The organism is Amycolatopsis kentuckyensis, from assembly GCF_002155975.1.
Taxonomy (GTDB): domain Bacteria; phylum Actinomycetota; class Actinomycetes; order Mycobacteriales; family Pseudonocardiaceae; genus Amycolatopsis; species Amycolatopsis kentuckyensis.
This window is the reverse complement of the sequence record NZ_MUMI01000001.1, coordinates 1-16,825: the sequence shown is the minus strand read 5'-3', so window position 1 is coordinate 16,825 and position 16,825 is coordinate 1. Positions and strand designations below refer to the sequence as shown.

Below are 16,825 nucleotides of genomic sequence, written 5' to 3'. Positions count from 1 at the left end.
CCGAGGAGCCTGCCATGATGGTCGTCTGTTCCGTTTCCGCCCTGCTCCGCACGGCGCTGGGCATCGTCGCGCTCGCGCTGGTCGCCGGGCTGGCGCTCGCCGGGCCCGCCGCGCCGGCCGGTACGCCCGGGTCCGGGCCGGCCGTGTCCACCTCCACCGCCGCCGCCGAACCCGTCGCGCACTAACCGCCGGTGGACTCCAGGTGCTCGATCAGCCGGGCCAGCTGGTCGGCGTACCGCCGGACGAACTCGGGCGAGTCCGCCTCCGTCCCGGTCAGCCCGTCCACCACGTGCGGCAGTGTCACCGGGGCCATCGCCGCCGCCATCACGAGGACCGTCAGGCACTCCGGGTCGACCCAATCCGGCAAGCGGCCCTCGGCCTTCAGGGCCTCGAGCTGGGCCACCGTCCCCGTCAGGCGCTGCGTCCGCGGCGCGTGGTCGGGGTCGGTGTCCGGGCCCTCGTACTCCAGCCCCGACCACGCCAGCAGCCGGACGCCGTCGCGGCTCGCCAGTGTCTCCAGGGCCATCCGGCGGACCTGTTCGGACAGCGGCAGGTCCGGCGCCATCAGTTCGCTCTGCCGCTCGCCCCACCCCTCCGACATCGCCCGGTACAGGCCTTCCTTGCCGTCGAAGTAGTACGAGATCAGCTGCTGGTTCACCCCGGCCCGCGCCGCGATCGCCGCGATCCGCGCGCCGGCGTAGCCCTTCGCCGCGAACTCCGCGCCCGCCGCCTCCAGGATCAGCCGGCGGGTGCGCTCCGGATCCCGTTGGCGCTCCTGGGGCTTCGGCGAACGGCGGGGCTTCGACGCGGTCACGCCGCGACTATACGTCAACCAACCGCATGACTCTGCCGAACAGACGGTTGAGGCAGCGCCGCCGTCAGGAGGAGGCCCAGCACGAGCACCCCGGCGCTGACCACCAGCGCGCTCGCCGTCGCCGTCGCGGATCCGCCGTCCAGCCGGGCGAAGAAGACCGTGCCGAACAAGGCGATCCCGGTCGCCGTGCCGAGCTGGACGGTCGTGTTCACGACGCCGGACGCCGCGCCGGCCCGCTCGGGCCGGATCCCCGCCATCGACGCGGCGAACAGCGAGTTCAGCACCGCGCCCATGCCCAGCCCGACGGCGATCACGGGCACCACCAACGCCCAGCCGCTCAGCGCGGAGTCCCCCTGCGACACCAGGACGGCGAGCAGCACCAGCCCCGCCAGCACCACGGCGACGGCGCCGGCAGTGAACACCCGGCCGAACTTCGGGGCCAGGCGCATGGCCAGGACGTTGCCCACGACGATGCCGAGCGTCGACGGCGCGAACGTCAAAGCCGCTTCCCACGGCGTGAACCCGAGCCCGACCTGCAGGTGCAGCGTCAGGACGAAAAAGACGCCGACGCCGGTGTTGACGCAGAGCAGGACGGCCTGGCTGCCGGCCACCTGCCGCAGCAGGTCCGGCGGGAGCAGCGGTTCCCCGCCACGGCGGAACTGGCGCCGCTGGTGCCACGCGAACACGCCGGCCAGCGGGACGGCCGCCACCGGCAGCACGATCGACCACGCCGGCCAGCCCAGCTCGCGCCCCTGCACCAGCGGGTAGAACACGGCGAACAGCGCGGCGGTCAGCAGCCCCAGCCCGACGGGGTCCATCCGGTGCCGGACGAACCCCGGACGGGCCGGCATGGTGACCAGCGCGCCGGCCAGCGCGAGCACGCCGATCGGCAGGTTCACCAGGAAGATCGCCCGCCAGCCGGTGCCGAACAGGTCGGCCTCGGTCAGCGCGCCGCCCAGCAGCGGCCCGGCGAGCCCGCCGACCGGGAACGCGGCCGCGTACCAGGCCATCGCCTTCGGGCGCTCCCGCTCGTCGAACTCCGCGTGGACGAACGACAGCACCTGCGGCACCATCAGCCCGGATCCGACGCCCTGCACCACGCGCGCGGCGATCAGCACGCCGACGTGCCCGGCGAGCCCGGCGGCGAGCGAGGCCGCCGTGAACACGAGCATGCCGGCCACGAACAGCTTCTTCGGCCCGTGGCGATCACCCAGCCGGCCGCCGGTGATCAGCGTGAGCGCGAAGCCCAGCGCGTACCCGGCCGAAATCCACTGCAGCGCGGCCTCGCCGGTGCCGAGCTCCCGCCGGATGGTCGGCAGGGCCACCGCGACGATCTGGTTGTCGATCATGTCCACCAGCACCGCGAGAACCGCGACCGCCAGTGCCCACCACCTGAGCGCGTGCTTCTCCACGACGTACCTCTCCTCGACGACGACCTTGACGCAGCCATCGTCAACCAACCGGACAACTCTGTCAACTAAACGTTTGACTGAGTCCGGCGGGCGTTGGAGAGGCGTAGGTCAGCTTTCAAGCACCTCCCGCAGCTTCTTGGCGAAGGCCTCCGGCCGGCCGACGTAGCCGAACTCGCCGCCGAGGAAACCGCCGTGGTGGCTCGGGAACACGGTGGCTTCCTGCCCGAGCAGCGCGGCCGTGCCGATCGCCGCACGCCCGGTGAAGACCTCCCGCGACTCTTCACCGACCGCGACGACGATCCGCGTCGGCGCCGCACCCAGCGCCGGGACGTCGAGCCGGTAAGCGGGCACCGCCAGCGAGCGATCGGACATCAGGGCGTCGTCCCGGCGGCCGTCGTCCTCGGCAGGCAGCCCGAACTGGGCCGGGTCCGCGGGTGGCAGCGCGAAGTAGGTGTCGGTGAACTCGCCTTGCCACGACGTCATCGCGAGGAACGCCGCCATCCCGGCGCCGAAACCCTTGGCCTGGTAGGCATCTCGCATGCCCTTGCTGGCCCGCTCCGCCGCGGCGGCGTCGGGCACCGATCCGACGAGCGGGGGCTCGTGGGCGACGAACGTGCGCACGTCCTCCGGGTGCGCCGTGACCAGCGCGAACCCGGCGACCGCCCCGCCGCTGCTCCCGAACAAGTCGACGGCACCGGCCCCCAGCGCCTGGATGACGGCGTGGACGTCTTCGGCTTGCAGGGCCGGCACGTGGTCCTCGCGCCCGTCCTTGCGGACGCTGCGCCCGAGCCCGCGCGGGTCGTAGGTGACCACGGTGCGGTCGGCGAAGTGGGACGCCAGGGCGCCGAACCCCTCGGCGGTCATCGGCTGCCCGATCATGAACAGCGGTGGCCGCGGGCTCTCGGCGGGCGCCGGGCCGTGGACGTCGTAGACGATGTCGGCTTCGGGTGTTTCCAGTGTGTGCGTGGTCATCGTTCCTCCCCGGTTCAGGCTCTTCGGAGACTAAACCGGGGCACCGACAATTTCCGCGACGGCGAGGAAGGCGAACGGGCTAGAACCATGTCAGAGGAGAAGGAAGCCCGCTCATGGCCTCGCGTCGGCAGGATATCCGGCGGGTCAGGCCGGCACCAACCGGTTAAGGGTCTCCAGCGTGAGCACGGTCGACCCGGCCGGCAGCCCGTCCGGCCGGTGCAGGCCGACGTACGTGACCGGCTCGGCCGGCCGCGCACCCGGTTCCCACACCGTCACCTCGGTGTCGCGCATCAGCCCGACGAGGTAGCCGACGGTCAGGTACTTCCGCTCCACCAGGCCACGCGCCAGCACGCTCGTGCTCACCTGGTTCGCCTCGATCCGGTTGAACCGGGGTGAGCCGGACAAGTAGAGGTGCAGCCAGGTCGCCGTCCAGGTGCCGGCGCGGTCACGGCCGAAGACCATCGGCAGCGCGACGCGGCCGCTGCCGCGCAGGTCCGAGCGGGTGCGCACGGTGCGGGGCTCGAACGGCGCCCCGGCCTGAGCCCGGTCGCGCAGCATCCAGCCGAACATCGACTCGGCGACGTCGTCGAAGCCTTCGCCGGAGAAGACGTTGACCTGCGGCACGACGTACGCGGCGCCGATCGAGTCCAGCGGGATGTCGATGAACTCCGTCGCCCCGTGCGGCGCCTCGGTGAGGTCGCCCGAGTACACCGCGCCGCGTTCGCGGTAGTTCGTCCACGACACGTGCCCGAGGTACCGGAAGTGCGCGTCCAGCAGCAACGCCGACAGGTCGAAGTCGGTGGTTTCCCGCGCCTGCCGCCAATAGGTGAAGAACCGCAGCACCTCCCCCTCGATGTGGGTGCGCGAACCGCGGGGCAGCACGGCGAACCCGTCCTCGCTCGCCTTGCCCGACAACGGCAGCGCGACGTCCAGTACCGCCGGGTCGACCACCAGCCGCCCACCGGCCGGCAGGCGGCTGGTGAGTTCGGCGTCGATCAGCTCGCTCATCCGCGCGATCACCTCGCGCGGCAGCGGCGGGCGTGTGTCGGCGGTGACCCACGCGCGACGGCCGCGCGTGGCGAACAGGCGCGCCCCGTCCGGCGAAGCGCGGTTCATGAGGTGCTCGCGCACCGAACACAGCACCCGCCCGGACACCGAGCCCAGCACCTTCCCGGCGGCGGCGAGGACGTCGTCGACCGGATCGGCCTGCCGCAGCAGCCGGTCCAGCGACCGCATGAGCAGCCCCGGCGCGGCGGTCAGGACTTCGGCGGCGCGCGAGACGTCGCCATCGGCGAACGCGCGCTCCGCCCGTCCGGCCACCGAAGACACCTTGCGGTCGCCGCGCGCGACGTCGAACACCTCGCGAGCCCCCGGGTACGCCGTGGTCTCGTAGGGGTGCAGGTAGCTGCCCAGCCGCTTGAACCGCTCGGCGAAGCGGGAGACGTCACCGAGCTTGCCGGCGTTGTCCGCGACGACCCGGTCGAGCGCGGCGAGCAGGACTCGCCGCTCGCGGCGGGTGAAGCTGCGGAACCGGGTCGGTTCGGCCAGCGTGACGTCGCCGCCGCTGGCCTGGCAGGCCGCGCGCAGCACGTCGACGACGGTGTCGACCGCGACCAGCGGCCGTCCCCCGGCCAGCCGCGCGGCGTTGAGCACGGCCCGGTTCTCGCGCACCGGCACGGCATCGAGTTCGACGTCGCCGCAGCTGACGGCCAGTTCGGCGAGCAGCCCCAGATCGGCCTCCCCCAGCGGGGTGACGGACTCGGCCAGTGACCGGTACAGGACGTGGGTTTCCTCCTCGAGCGTGCCACCCAGGTGGACGACGGTCACCCGGTCCTTGACCGACGCGACCAGCTCGTCGTGCTCGGCGAGCAGGTCGGCGAAGCTGTGCTGGTAACGGCCGTAAACCGGCGCCGTGAGCAGATCACCGGCGGTGTGCTGCAGGCACGAGACCCAGAACTCGACGGTGTCCGGCACGCCGCGCGGGAACTTCTTGAAGTAGGGGTTGTGCCGCACGTGGTCGCCGACCAGGCCGCGGACCGCGTCGACGACGGCCACGGCGAGGTCCATCGCCGCGCCGAACTCCACAGTGGACAGGTGGCCGAGCAGCGCCCGATCGGCCTTGAACCCGACGCTCAGGAGCACGACGTCCAGCTGCCGGGCCACGGCGGACCCGTCGCCGGCCGGTGCGGCGGCGCGCGGGACGCGCAGGGTGTGGCGGATGATCGTCTGCAGCATGGAGGTCCCCCGGGTAGGTGGTCGCGCGCCGTGGTGTCGAACCACGCCGACGGAGCTTATGAGGCCCCGCTGGTCACCGGACCGCGCGCGTGGGTTGGCCGACCGGACTCGCACCGGCTTCGCCCGGGGTCACAGCCCGGGGCCTCGTCTCCTTCGGCTTCGGCCAACGTAGCGCGTCCGGGAGTCGAACCCGGGTCCCCCGGGTGAAACCGGGAATCCGTTCCACTGGACCAACGCGCCGAGCGCACTCGCGTCCGCGCACTGATTGCTGCGAAGACGAGTGCCTGGGAAAAGGTGCACCGGCGGAAGGAGTCGAACCCTCTGGCCGCGGTTTTGGAGGCCGCGCCGCTTCCGAAGCTCGCCGATAGACGAAGAAAGCCGCCCGGCCCGGTTCCCCGGCGGGCGGCTCCCTGGACCATGACGCGGCTACGTCATGACAGGAAGCCCCGAGAAGTGCGACATGTGCCGCCATTCCATGGTCGTCATGTGCCCTCCTCGGTTCGTGTGGCACCCATCATCACCGGACGTGCCGAGCCGCGTCAAAGCAATTAAGCCTCTTCCCGCGCCAGTTGCCGGGCCGCGCGCCCGATGGCCGCCTCGACCGCGCCGACCCGGTCGGCCAGCAGGCCCACCGCGCCGACCGCGCGGCTCATCGGGTCCTCGCCGTCGCCGCCCAGCGCCTGTTCGCGCAGGTAAGCGGCCTTGACCTCGGCCCACCGCCGAGCCTGCGCAGGGGAGAGTCGCCCCCGGAGCTCCGCCAGCTTGAGCAGGTTGGCCTCGGCGCCCGAGGTCAGCGTCTGCGCCTCGCCGGCGTAGTGGTCGTCGATCAGGGCCTCGAGCTCGGCGTCGTCCATCACCGGCACGATCCGCTCGGCGAGCTTGTTCATGTTCCGGTACGAACCCTGCAGCTGGAACGGCGGCTCCGTGCGCGAAGCGTCCGCCTGCGCCGCCGAAGCGATGTAGGCCTGGTTGTTCGCCAGCACGGTCCGCTGCACCCGCCCCAGTTTCCGCAGCACCGCGAGAACCTGCTCCAGCTCCGTCGCCGAATACGCGTGCGAAAGCTGGTCCGCCCGCACGGAACCGTCGCCGCGCGCCATCCGGACCAGGATGTCCACATCGGACCGTTCCCGGGACACCAGCGGCGCCAGCACGGGGTTCGACGTCAGCGAGTTCTCGACGTAGCTCAGCGCGAAGAGCTCTTCCTTGCCGGACAGCACGTCGCCCAGGTTCCACACGTCCGCGCGGTTGGCGAGCATGTCGGGGATGCGGAACCGCTTGCCCTGCTCGGTGTACGGGTTGCCGGCCATGCACACCGCGAACCGCTTGCCGCGCAGGTCGTACGTCCGCGTGCGGCCCTCCCACACGCCTTCCATCCGCCGCTGCGCGTCGCACAGCGAGATGAACTTCTGCAGCAACTCCGGCGATGTGTGCTGGATGTCGTCGAGGTACAGCAGCACGTTGTTGCCCTGCTCCAGCGCGAAGGAGATCTTTTCGACCTCCTGCCGCGCGGTCGCGTTGGGCGCGTCCGCGGGATCCACCGAGGTGACGTCGTGGCCGAGCGCCGGCCCGTTGACCTTCACGAAGACCAGCCCGAGGCGGCTGGCGACGTACTCCATGAGCGTGGTCTTGCCGTACCCCGGCGGCGAGATGAGCAGCAGCAGCCCGGACTGGTCGGTGCGCTTGGCGTCCCCGGCCGCGCCGAGCTGCTTGGCCAGGTTGTCGCCGATCAGCGGCAGGTAGACGTCGTCGAGCAGCCGGTTCCGCACGAAGGCGCTCATCACCTTCGGCTGGTACTCCGCCAGCCGGAGCCGGTCGCGTTCGGCCGCCACCAGGTCGTTGCGCAGCCGCTGGTACGCCCGGAAACCCGGCACGCGGTCGCGCCGGAAGCGGTGCGTCCTGGCGAGCGTCTCGTCGAGCCGCACCGTCAGCGACCGCCCGGTGATCCGCGGGTGCGCCCCGAGCAGACCGTCCACAGTGGCCGCCAGCGCCGCCGACGAGTCGTACCGCGGCAGGTCGCACAGCTCGATCGCGACGGCTTCGGGCAGCTCGTCGGCCGGCAGCCCGACGGCGTCCGCAAAGGACCGCAGCCAGGCGTCGGCGAGCTGGTACCGGTCCGCCAGGTCGTCGAGGGCACCCAGGTCTTCGGCGAAGCTCCGCCGGTCGAGCCGGAACTTGTCCAGCACCGCCCGTGCCCCGCCGCTCGTGACGAACCCGGGCGGGGCGACGGCGAGCTCCTCGACCAGGTACTCCCCGGCGAACTCGGTCTCGAGCGCCAGCCCGGCGCCGTCGAGGAACGCCGTCATCGCGTCCGTGAGCTCCCGCGCCAGCTCGTCGATCGCCCGGGTGGCGCCGAACGCCTCCCGCACTCGCGCGAGCGACGCGGCCCGCGTCGTCCAGGACACCTTGGCCCGCTCGTCCGCACCGAACGCCCAGAACAGCTGGGCCGCCGCCCGAGCGGCCGGCGGGTAGCGCAGCAGCCCCGCGGCCGAGCGCAGCCGCAGCAGGGCCGCCAGGATCGCGGCGGCGTCGTGGTCGTGGACCCCACGCGCGTACCCCTCGTCGTACCGCTCCCCGGCCACGCTCCGGACGACGTCGAGCAGGTCGGCCTCGACCAGCTCGGCCACCGGCCGTTCGGCGAGGATCGACGTCGCGAGGTACTCGGCCCGGTAGACCTCCGGCGACTCCGAGACCAGCAGCTGCTCCCAGTACGGCCGGGTCGCCTCGAACGCGGAGTCGCGCACCGCCGCCCGGTAGTCGGTGCCGGTGATCGCGAACTTCATCGAGCCGTCGTGCGGCACCAGCGTCAGGTCGATGTCCTGGGTGTTGACGGCGAAGGTGTGGCGGCCGAGGCGGATCGTCTCGCCGCCCTCGCCGTAGAGGTCGAGCCGGTCGCGCAGGGCCCGGGCGGCCTCCTGGCGAGCGGCCTTCACCCGGCCTTCGAGCTCCTCGGCCCGCACCTGGTCGCCGAGCGCCCGCAGGTCCTCGACGACACTGCGCAGCTTCGCCACCATCGGGTCGGCCGCGAAGTAGGTGTTGATCTCCTCCGCCGAGCCGAGCGAACCGACCCGGCGCGTCACGCTGCCGAGGATGCGCCCGGCCGAGGAGACCAGCCTGTCCGCCCGTCGCGCCCGCTCGTCGAGCAGCGCCTGCTTGCGCGAGGAGAACGCCTCGTAGACGTCGGTGCGCTTCTCCCCGAGCGAGGTCAGGAAGTCGTCGAACTCCCCGAACCGCGATTCGAGGTTCTCCAGCTGCAGCAGCAGCCGGCCCAGCTGCTCGTCGCAGCGCTCCGGGGTGTCGGCGACCGCGAGCCCGCCCGTGATGGCCTGCGCGAGCAGCGCGAACTCGGCCGCGAACTCCGCCCGGCCCTCGGTCTCCAGGAGTTCCTTGCGGCGCGCGTCCAGGGTGGCCCGGGCGCGGTTGACGGCGCCGATCACCTCGCCGACGCGCTCCAGGATCTTCGTCCGGACGACGGCGTCGGCGATGTCCAGCCCGCCCACGACGTCGGTGAGGACCTCCAGACCCGCGGACTGCTCGTCGAGCCGCTCGGCGACCGGACCGGCCTCGGCGACGGTCTTGATCGCGCCCGCCGCCGCGATGAGCCCGGCCACTTCGGCGTGGTAGCCGGTGAACGCCTCCTCGCCCTGCAGGAACCGCACGGCCCGCTGCGCGGCCTCGGAGAACTCCGTGTCGAGCCCGGCGATCAGCTCGTCCACGCGGGCGGTGTCGGCGTAACGCAGTTCCCGCACGGTGACCAGGCGGCCGCGCGCCCGGTGCATCTCGGCGAGCCGGCGGACCCACGCGTCCGCCGCGTTCAGCGCCTCGCCCCGCACCCGCCGCACGAGCGACGCCGTGTCGGCCGCCGCGGTGTCGACGGCTTCGGCCGCCTGCGCGGTGAGCGTGGTGACCGTCTCGAATTCGTCCAGCACCTGCTCGGCGGTGACGCGGACGTCCGACAGCGGCGAGCGCAGGTCGCCCAGCTCGCTCTCGCCGAGCCAGTGGTAGTGGTCGAAGACCCGCGCGCAGGCGGCGATCAGCGCCTCGAACACCGCCGCCGACGGCGCCATCTCCCCGATCATCCTGGTGATCGAGAGGCAGTCGGAGATCCCGCGGACGAGGTCGGCGTTCCCGACCCGCTCCAGCGGCCCGGTGCCGGCCGGCTGCGCCGCGGCGTAGGTGTCCGACTGGAACGGCGTCCGCCACACCTGCATCGGGTGGACCCGGCTCGGTTCGTCGGACAGCGCGCGGAACAGGATCATCGTGCCGTCGTCGAACAGCGAGTACCCGTGGCACGGGATCGGGCTGGCGACCTCCTTGCGGATCACGTTGTAGGGCAGCAGGAGCGTGCGCCCCTCGGCCCGCGCGTGGAAGACGTACAGCACGTCCTCGCCGTTGGGCGAGCGGATCACGCGCTCGAACTCGAGACCGTCCACAGTGGTGTCGAACGTCTTGCTGACGCCGGTGTCGAGGTAGTAGCCGCCGGGGAAGATGATGCCGTGGTCCTCGGGGAGGCGCTGGCAGGCCTGCCCGATGCCGTCGAGCCGCACGACGTCCTGGGTGCGCGTGTTGAACACCAGGTAGCGGTATTCGGTTTCCTTGTAGGGCAGCATGCGCAGCAGGATCAGCGGGCCGATCCGGGCGTAGGAGACCTCGGCGTCGGCGAGGCTCTGCAGCGGCTCGTCCACCGGCTCGGCGTAGACGCCGGCGCCGGTCTCGGTGTTGTTCTCGACCTTGACCGTCAGGTTGCCGCCGACGGTTTCGACGAAGACCTCGTCCTCGATCGAGATGTGCGGGTGCCGGCCGAGGACGTGGTCCTCGCGCGTCGTCTCGATCCACTCGAAGTCGTGCGACGGCGGGAAGACGTGGTCGCGCTCGCCCCGGCTGTCCAGGTAGGACACCGTGCCGTCGGCAGCGATCCCCCACCGCAGCACCCGGATGTCCTCGGTGCGCGGGCCGATCTGGAACACCGCGAGCAGCTTCCCGTCCAGCCGGCGCAGCTGCAGCAGCTTCGCCTGCCGGTAGTACCGGTACAGCTCGCCGAAGTCCCGCCCGAACTGCTCGTCACGCAGCAGTTCGGGCAGCTCGTCGGCGCTGACGTCGTCGAAGCGGAACGCGTCGTCGTCGCGGCTGAAGCGCTGGAGCGAGAAGACGTCGTCGATCGCCGTCTCGGGCTTCAGCCCGATGAAGACGTTGTAGCCGAACAACATCCGCCCGTCGACCGCGACGATGTCCCGGGGCACGCAGTTGTTGGCGGTGCGGATGCGTTCGGTGCCGACCAGCGCGAGCTGCGCGCTGCCGAAGACCTCCAGCCGCCGCGCGTTGAGCTCGTCCGCGCGTTTCGCCAGCTCGGCGGCCTGGGCGGCCAGCCGGACGCGGAGCACGTCATAGGTGCCCGCGTCCAGCTTCGTCTCGGCCGCCGTCACTGCTTCGCGGCGACGACGGTGGCGACCGACGTCTCGGCGAGGCCGAGCCGCTGCGCCGTGGTCATCAGCTCACGGAGCTTGTCGCTGTCCGGCCCGCCGGCCTGCAGCTGCTTCGCCAGGAAGGCCGACAGCGTCAGGTTCTTCACGTCCTCGGTGCTGACCGCGCCGATCAGCTTGGCGAGGTCGTCGGTGAAGCTGGCCGACCCGTCGAGGTAGGGCCGCGCGAGCGACCCGACGACGTCGGAGTGCTGCACGAAGCCGTCCACGCTCTTGCCGAGGCCGATCGAGCCGACGATCCGGTCGAAGAACATGGTCTCGCCGCCGACGATGTCGATGTCGGCCTTCTCCAGGCCGACGCTGAGCACGGTCGCCTGCGCTTCGGCGACGTCCCGCTGCACGTCGAGCGCGGCCAGCCGGATCTCCTTCTCCGCGTCCAGCCGCAGCCGGTACTCCTCGTGCTCCCGGCTCGCGTTGTCGAGAGCGGCCAGCGCGGCGGCCTTGTCGGTGAGGCCCTCGGCCTCGCCCTTCAGCTTGTCGCGCAGCGCCTCGGCGACCACGACGGCCTTCTCGCGCTCGACGATCGCCTCGGCGCGGCCGACCTTCTCCAGCGCGACGGCGTCGCGCTCCCGGACCTGCGCGGCGGCAAGACCCGTCGCGGCCTCCTCGGCCTGGATGCCTTCGGCGAGCCGGATCTTGGCCCGCGTCTCCAGTTCGGCGGCCTGCTGGCGCGCCTCGGCGAGGGTCAGCTCCTCGCGGGCCTTGAACTTGGCGGCCTGCTCCGCGGCCTCGGCGGCCTTGATGCCCTTGACCAGGTTCTCCTGGGCTTCGGCCTCGGCACGGATGACGATCGCCTCGCGGGTGCGCTGGGCTTCCTCGACCACGCGCAGCTTCTTGATGTTCTCTTCCTGCTCGGCGACGGTCTTCTCGACGGCGATCCGTTCCCGGATCACCTCGGCGATCGACCGCTTTTCGGTTTCGAGTTCCTTGTCCTTCGAGATCCGGGACAGCTCGGTCTCGCGCTCGCGGCCGATCACCTCGAGCAGGCGGTCCTTTTCGATCCGCTCGGACTCGATGGCGATGACGCGTTCGCGGTTCTTGCCGGCGACCTCGATCTCGCGCTGCTGGTTCTGCTGCTGGATGCCGAGCTGCTCGTCGGTGCGCAGCTGCGCGGCCTGCGACTTGAGCCGCTCCTCGGCCTGCACTTTGGCGATTTCGGCTTCTTCGCGCGCCCGCATGGTTTCGATTTCGCGGCGCTGCTTGATTTCCGCGTCGGCCTGGCGGCGCTCCAGTTCGAGGATCGCCTCACGCGCGTCCACGTTCTGGCGCGTGATCTCCTTTTCTTCGTGCCGGCGGAACTCGTTGGTGCGCACGTGCTCGATCGCCGTCAGCTCGGTGATCTTGCGGATGCCCTGCGCGTCGAGGATGTTCGCCGAATCGAGCGACGCCATCGGGGTCTGCTCGAGGTAGTCGATGGCCGCGTCTTCCAGGCTGTAGCCGTTGAGGTCGGTGCCGATGACGCGGATGATCTGGTCGCGGAACTCGTTGCGCTTGGTGTAGAGGTCGACGAAGTCCAGTTGCTTGCCGACGGTCTTCAGCGCCTCGGAGAACTTCGCGTTGAACAGTTCCTGCAGGGTGCCCTGGTCGCTCGCGCGTTCGGTGCCGATCGCCTGCGCGACCTTCACGACGTCCTCGACGGTCTTGTTGACGCGGACGAAGAACGAGATCCGGATGTCGGCGCGGATGTTGTCGCGGCAGATCAGGCCTTCCTGACCGGTGCGCTCGATGTCGATCGTCTTCACCGAGATGTCCATGACCTCGGACTTGTGCAGCACGGGCAGCACGACCGCGCCGGTGAAGGTGACGTCGACCTTGCGCACCTTCGAGATGATCAGCGCTTTGCCCTGCGGCACCTTGCGGAACAGCCGGCTCACGACGAACAGCAGCACGAGGAAGATCAGGACCACGACGGCGATCAACACGCCGGCCCCCAGGCCGATGGCATCCATTCCAGTTCAGTCCTTTTCTGCTTCGAGTTCCATGGGGCTGACCCAGAAGAACTCACCCGCGGTGTCGTAGTCGTAGATGACAACGCGGCTGCCCACGCCGAGGTTGCCTTCCCCGGCCAGTCGGATTTGGACGATCGCCGACGAGCCGTCCGCGGCGGTGGCTTCGGCCTGCCCGAAGTCCTCGGTGACACTCGACGTCCGCACAACGGCGACCCGGCCGACGAAGTCCTGCCGCGTCGGCTCGGCCCCGGCGAAGACCCGGCGCAACGGAACGACGATCAGCCGGGTACCGAGCGCCCCTCCCCCGAGCGCGACGACCAGGACACCGATCCCGAGCGGGATCCGCAGGGGAAGGCCGTCGATGAGCACGGTGCCGGCGAGGCTGAGGAACCAGCTGAAGGCGACGAACAGCGACAGCGAGATGGACAGCGGAACCCCGCCGAAGAACCCGATCTCCCCGTCTTCGACGTCGAGGACGCCGAAGAGGGCAAGCCCCCAGTAGCCGATCACGACGACCAGCAGGAAGCTGAAGAGCACGGCAGGAAAAGCCAAGGCCGCGGTGACGAACCCGCTCATCGTTCCCATCCCCCCACGGAAGGCCCGGCAGCAGGGCCCTGGCCAGCGACTATAACCGGCGGGGCGGAGCGGGGACGAACGTTTCGGACACGAGCTCATCTCGCCGCGGTTTCGTTCGCCTCGTCGGTCAAGCGGCCTACCCTTGACACGCAGGTCGAAGAGGAAGAACCGTCCGGGCACCATGTTTCACCCGTCGGGCAAGGGAATCGGCTACCTCGCCGGCAGGCTGCTCGATGGCCGCGCCGCTGTTCTACCTCGGAGCCCCCGCCCGGGCCGCGGCGAGGAGTTCGGTGAGCAGGCCTGTCCGGGTGGCGGTGTCCTGCTCGTCACGGGCCGGGTGCCAAGGACAAGCGATGTCGACGGCGATGACACGGCCCGTGGCCAGCACGCGGCGCGCGGCGTCGAGAACGGCTCGCCGCGTTGGTCCGTTCGGGGCCGGAAAGCGCATCCCCGGCAGTTCATCGGTGCTGATCACGTCCACGTCGATGTGCAGCACGAGCGGCCCGCCAGGCAGCATCGCAGCCTGGAGGTCCTCGACTCCGTGGCGCCGGACGCCGCTGCCGGCGAGGTAGTCGACCTCGGCGGGGTCGAGATCGCGCGCATCGACCAGCACCGCCTGGCGTTCGGTCAGGGGGCGAAGCCCCAACGGCGCCGCGAATCGTTCCTCGTGCGCGCCCAGCACGAGCCGCAGCGCCATGCCACCGAGGTAACCCGAGGTCGAACTGCGCAGGGTGTGCACATCGCCGTGCGCGTCGAACCAGACCACCGACGGGTCGAGGCCCGCACGTTGCGCACCGGTGATCGTGGCGCTCACGACCAGGCAATCCCCGGACACCACCACCGGCGCGACGGCCTCCTGAGCCCCGAGCCGGGCGGTCACCCTGTCCGCCACCACGTCGAACAAGGCCACCAGACGCGTCCAGACATCCCCGTCGGGCAAGGTGGCTTCGACGGTCTCGATGACGGCCGCCCCAGGCAGCGGGATGCTGCTATCGGGCAACCGTTCATCCTGGTGGTAAGGCACGACGATGGTCATGGGAGCAGGGTAAACACGCGACGAGATCGGGCTGCTCGACTGGGCCGCGGGCGGACTACGGCGAGTGGAAGGCCGTCCTCAAGGCCGCCGGCGTGCGGGAAGCGCGCGATGAGACTGGAACTGAGACGGAAGACAGCCAGGGAGTCTCCGCACGGCGGGGACTCCCTGGTCGGAGACGAGCCGGCAAGGGGGCTCGAACCCCTGACCTTCTGTTTACAAGACAGATGCTCTACCAGCTGAGCTATACCGGCCTGGCCCCAGCAGGAGCCACCGGGAGTCTACCCGGCCCGCCTCAGGTGAGCCGCCGCCGGGCCGCCTGGGCGCCCGTTGCCAGCACCGCTGCCGCCAGCACCAGGAGCACCGCGAGCTCGGTGAACTGGAACCGCCAGAACTGGGACGGCAGGTGCACGGCCGAGTACTCGGTTGCGATGCCCTTCTCGCGCAGGCAGGCCGCCTGGTCGCCCTCCTGGCGCGCGCAGTCCAGGTAGGAATACGGCAGGTCGTTGCCGTTCGCGTCCTGGTAGCCGTACTCGGTCACCCATGCTTCCGGGTCGATCGCCACGTGGCCGCCGATCGGCGCGGTGACGACGGTGGGCTCGGCGTAGTGCGGGCGGACGCCGTTCGCCACGGTGAACACCAGGGCCACGTAGACCGCCAGCGTGACCACCATCGCGGCCAGCGTGTTGCGGAGGAACAGCCCCGCGACGGCGCCGACGACGAACGCGACGAACGCGTAGCCGCCCACGACCACGCCCTGGGTTTCGAAGTTCGTCTCGTTGAGCCGGCCGGACAGCACGAAGCCCGCCGGTGCCAGCGCCCACGCGGCGACCAGGCCGAGGGAGAACATCGACAGGGCCAGCGCTCCGCCCGCCACCGCCAGCTTCGTGGCGACCCAGCGGGCACGGCTGATCGACTGGCTCAGCCCGAAGACGTGCGTGCCCTGCTCGATCTCCCTGGCGAACAGCGGCGCGCCGGTGAACATGCCGAGCAGCACCGGCACGACGAGCATGACGAACACGTAGTACTGCAGGAAGTCGCCGTACTTCGCGCTCACGGCGGTCCGGTCCGGCAGGAGCGACACCACGTCGGCGCGGACGAAGGCCAGCACGACAGCCGCCACGACGACCAGGAGAGCCGTCGCCAGGATCGGCACGCGCTGCTGGCGCCAGGTCACCCAGATCATGCCACTTTCCCCTTGCTCGCCCGCAGGTACGCCAGCGTGAGCTCCTCCAGTGTCGGCTGGGCCGCCTCCCAACCTGCCTCGGCCGAGGCCGTGCGGGCGAGCACCGTCGCCTGCCGGGCCGTCGTCCGGCTGTCCACCACGGACTCGGCGGGCACGGTCAGGCCGGCCGGCCCGGTCAGGATCCGGTGCTGCGCGAGCAGATCCTCGACCGGCCCGGCCAGCCGGACGCCGCCGTCGGCGAGCAGGAGCAGGTGGTCGCAGGTCTCCTCGAGGTCGGTGAGCACGTGCGACGACAGCACGACCGTCATGCCCGTGTCCGCCGCCTCCGCGAGCAGCGCCCGCATGACCTCGTCGCGCGCCAGCGGATCCAGGTCCGCGAGCGGCTCGTCCAGCATGATCAGCTCGGGCCGGCGGCCCAGCGCGATCGCCAGCGCCACCCGGGTGCGCTGCCCGCCGGAGAGCGTGCCGACCTTGGCGCCGAGCGGGACGCCGGCCTCCTCGACCAGCTGCTTCGCGTAGTCGTCGTCCCAGTCCGGGTTCATCGACGCACCCGCGCGCAGCATCTCGGCGACGGTGAACTTGCGGTACAGCGGCTTGTCCTGGGCCAGGAACGCGACCTTCTGGTTGACGCGCACCTCGCCCTCGGTCGGCCTGCTCAGGCCGGCGACCAGCCGCATCAACGTGCTCTTGCCGGCCCCGTTCGGTCCGACCAGCGCGCAGATGCTGCCCATCGGCAGCTCGAACGCGCAGTCCCGCAGCGCCCAGCCGCGGCGGTACCGTTTGCCGAGGCCGGTGGCGGCCAGGGCGATCCCTGCTTCCGTACTCACGAAACCCCTTCTAGAAATTCTCGTCCAGCGCGGCCTTCATCAACGCGGCGACGTCTTCGCGGGCCAAGCCGGCTTGCCCGGCCCGGCGCACCCAGTCCCCGACCTCGTCCCGCAACGGTCCTTCGATGGCGTCGCGCGGCATCGCGAGCGAGCGCGACACGAACGTGCCCAGCCCGCGCTTGGCCTCGACCAGCCCGTTCCGCTCCAGCTCGCGGTACGCCTTGAGCACGGTGTTGGGGTTGATCGCGGTGGCCGCGACGACCTCCTTGGCCGTGGGCAGCCGGTCGCCGGGCTGCAGCAGGCCCAGCCGCAGCGCGTGCTCGACCTGGTCGACGAGCTGCTGG

General features: G+C 71.1%; 11 protein-coding genes, 2 tRNA genes and 1 pseudogene. 1 reads left to right on the top strand and 13 read right to left on the bottom strand.

Going from position 1 to position 16,825, the window contains the following annotated elements; all coding sequences use genetic code 11:
* Positions 1–14 precede the first annotated feature (14 nt).
* The gene (locus tag CCN39_RS49980; protein WP_158104463.1) at positions 15–185 is read left to right on the top strand and encodes a hypothetical protein; all 171 of its coding nucleotides are present in this window, start codon (positions 15–17) and stop codon (positions 183–185) included.
* Here CCN39_RS49980 and CCN39_RS00065 read toward each other — a convergent pair.
* From CCN39_RS00065 to CCN39_RS00005, 13 genes and pseudogenes are all read right to left on the bottom strand, one after another.
* Positions 182–814, bottom strand: coding sequence for a TetR/AcrR family transcriptional regulator (locus tag CCN39_RS00065; RefSeq protein ID WP_086837744.1), 633 nt, complete (start codon positions 812–814; stop codon positions 182–184). The two genes, CCN39_RS49980 and CCN39_RS00065, sit on opposite strands and share 4 nt — an antisense overlap.
* Before the next feature lie 14 nt (positions 815–828).
* Complete coding sequence (locus CCN39_RS00060) at positions 829–2,274, bottom strand: MFS transporter (protein ID WP_143263854.1); 1,446 nt, start codon at positions 2,272–2,274, stop codon at positions 829–831.
* Positions 2,275–2,334: 60 nt separating this feature from the next.
* Positions 2,335–3,198 carry an alpha/beta fold hydrolase gene (locus CCN39_RS00055; RefSeq protein WP_086837742.1) on the bottom strand — a complete coding sequence of 288 codons (864 nt, stop codon included), beginning with the start codon at positions 3,196–3,198 and terminating at the stop codon, positions 2,335–2,337.
* 144 nt (positions 3,199–3,342) lie between these two features.
* Positions 3,343–5,433: a TerD family protein gene (locus CCN39_RS00050; RefSeq protein ID WP_086837741.1), complete on the bottom strand. Its 2,091-nt coding sequence runs from the start codon at positions 5,431–5,433 to the stop codon at positions 3,343–3,345.
* A gap of 169 nt (positions 5,434–5,602) precedes the next feature.
* Positions 5,603–5,673, bottom strand: a tRNA-OTHER gene (locus CCN39_RS00045).
* 308 nt (positions 5,674–5,981) lie between these two features.
* Complete coding sequence (locus tag CCN39_RS00040; protein WP_086837740.1) at positions 5,982–10,853, bottom strand: DNA repair ATPase; 4,872 nt, start codon at positions 10,851–10,853, stop codon at positions 5,982–5,984.
* Positions 10,850–12,859, bottom strand: coding sequence for a flotillin family protein (locus tag CCN39_RS00035; protein WP_086837739.1), 2,010 nt, complete (start codon positions 12,857–12,859; stop codon positions 10,850–10,852). Before CCN39_RS00035 ends, CCN39_RS00040 begins: the two co-directional genes overlap by 4 nt.
* A gap of 6 nt (positions 12,860–12,865) precedes the next feature.
* Complete coding sequence (locus CCN39_RS00030; protein WP_086837738.1) at positions 12,866–13,435, bottom strand: hypothetical protein; 570 nt, start codon at positions 13,433–13,435, stop codon at positions 12,866–12,868.
* 250 nt (positions 13,436–13,685) lie between these two features.
* Positions 13,686–14,471 carry an arginase family protein gene (locus CCN39_RS00025; RefSeq protein ID WP_086837737.1) on the bottom strand — a complete coding sequence of 262 codons (786 nt, stop codon included), beginning with the start codon at positions 14,469–14,471 and terminating at the stop codon, positions 13,686–13,688.
* A 178-nt stretch (positions 14,472–14,649) separates the two neighbouring features.
* Positions 14,650–14,722 (bottom strand) — tRNA-Thr (locus CCN39_RS00020).
* 41 nt (positions 14,723–14,763) lie between these two features.
* Positions 14,764–15,654, bottom strand: a complete 891-nt coding sequence (locus CCN39_RS00015) for an ABC transporter permease (protein ID WP_086837736.1) — start codon at positions 15,652–15,654, stop codon at positions 14,764–14,766.
* Positions 15,655–16,019: 365 nt separating this feature from the next.
* Positions 16,020–16,481, bottom strand: a pseudogene (locus CCN39_RS52990) (ATP-binding cassette domain-containing protein); the annotation flags it as partial.
* Between the two features lie 10 nt (positions 16,482–16,491).
* On the bottom strand, positions 16,492–16,825 hold a 334-nt coding region (locus tag CCN39_RS00005), incomplete at its 5' end, for a GntR family transcriptional regulator (RefSeq protein WP_143263852.1).